Origin of the sequence: Methanorbis furvi (genome assembly GCF_032714615.1) — an archaeon.
Taxonomy (GTDB): domain Archaea; phylum Halobacteriota; class Methanomicrobia; order Methanomicrobiales; family Methanocorpusculaceae; genus Methanocorpusculum; species Methanocorpusculum furvi.
Genome location: NZ_JAWDKA010000021.1, coordinates 1 through 1,268, shown reverse-complemented (window position 1 = coordinate 1,268; position 1,268 = coordinate 1). Strand labels below are relative to the sequence as shown.

The 1,268-nt window shown below is 54.2% G+C and carries 2 protein-coding genes; both read left to right on the top strand.

All coding sequences use genetic code 11. The features are described from left to right. The coding region (locus McpAg1_RS09555; RefSeq protein ID WP_338095080.1) for a molybdopterin oxidoreductase family protein at positions 1-929 on the top strand (929 nt) is incomplete at its 5' end. Positions 930-931: 2 nt separating this feature from the next. Further along, positions 932-1,268 (top strand): coenzyme F420 hydrogenase/dehydrogenase beta subunit N-terminal domain-containing protein (locus McpAg1_RS09550; protein WP_338095079.1); only part of this gene is annotated, 337 nt, incomplete at its 3' end.

Here is a 1,268-nt window from a genome sequence, read left to right as displayed (position 1 = left end):
TCCCTGAGATGCTTGAGACCCTCGAAGAACACCCTGACAAACTGAAATGCATGTACCTCATGGGTGAAAACCCGGTCATCTCCGACCCTGACTCCAAGAACGTCGAGAAAGGCATGGACAACTGTGAGTTCCTTGTCGTTCAGGATATCTTTGAGACCGAGACCTCAAAGTACGCAGACGTCGTCTTACCGGGCGCATGCTACGCAGAAGAGGATGGAACCCAGACCAACGCAGAACGCCGTGTCCAGAGATTCAGAAAGGCAGCAGACGCACCGGGCGAGTCCAAACTCGACTGGGAGATCATGAAGATGATCGCAGAAAAGATGGGATACGGCCAGTACTTCCAGTGGCAGACCACCGAAGACGTCTTCAACGAGATGCGCGGAATCACCCCGCAGTATTCCGGTATCACCTACGCAAAACTCGAAGGTGACGGAATCCAGTGGCCGTGTCCGACCGAAGACCACCCGGGAACCCCGATCCTTCACATCGAAAAGTTCGCCGGCATGCCGGACGGCAAAGCCAAACTCGAAGCAATCGAACACCGTGCACCAGCCGAGGTAATCGATGCAGAGTACCCGGTCTGGCTGACAACCGGAGCAACCATCTGGCACTGGCCGAGCGGATCGATGACCCGCAGATGCGAGCAGCTTGACCGCGACGCACCAACCGCATGGCTTGAGATCAACCCGGCAGACGCTGCAAAGTACAACATCAAAGACAATGAGAAGGTCATTCTCTACAGCCGCCGCGGTGAGGTAGCAGTCAATGCCCGTGTCACGCCGAACATTAAGGAGGGTGTGTTCTTCATGCCGTTCCACTTCATTGAGGCACGTGCAAACCTGGTTACGAACACGGCATATGATCCGGTCTCCCGAACTCCGGAGTTCAAGGTCTGTGCGGTGAATGTGAAGAAGATGGAGGCCTGAAAATGTCAGCAAAAGGCGATATGTTCTACGCATGGACGAACTCCTGCGATATTAAAGGCGAGTGCGGAGGAGCGGTTATCTCTCTCTTAAAGTACGCACTGGAGAACAAGCTGGTTGATGTGGTTCTGACCGTCAAGAAAGGCGTGGATGTCTATGACCCGCAGCCGGTGTTCATTACCAATCCGGCAGATCTTGATGCATGTGCAGGTTCCCTGCACTGCGGTACGCTCTTGATGCCGAAACTGATCAAGAAGTATCTGAACGGTGCAAAAGACATTAAGGTCGCAGTTACCTGTAAGGGCTGCGATGCAAAGGCACTGCTCGAGCTTGCGAAACGCC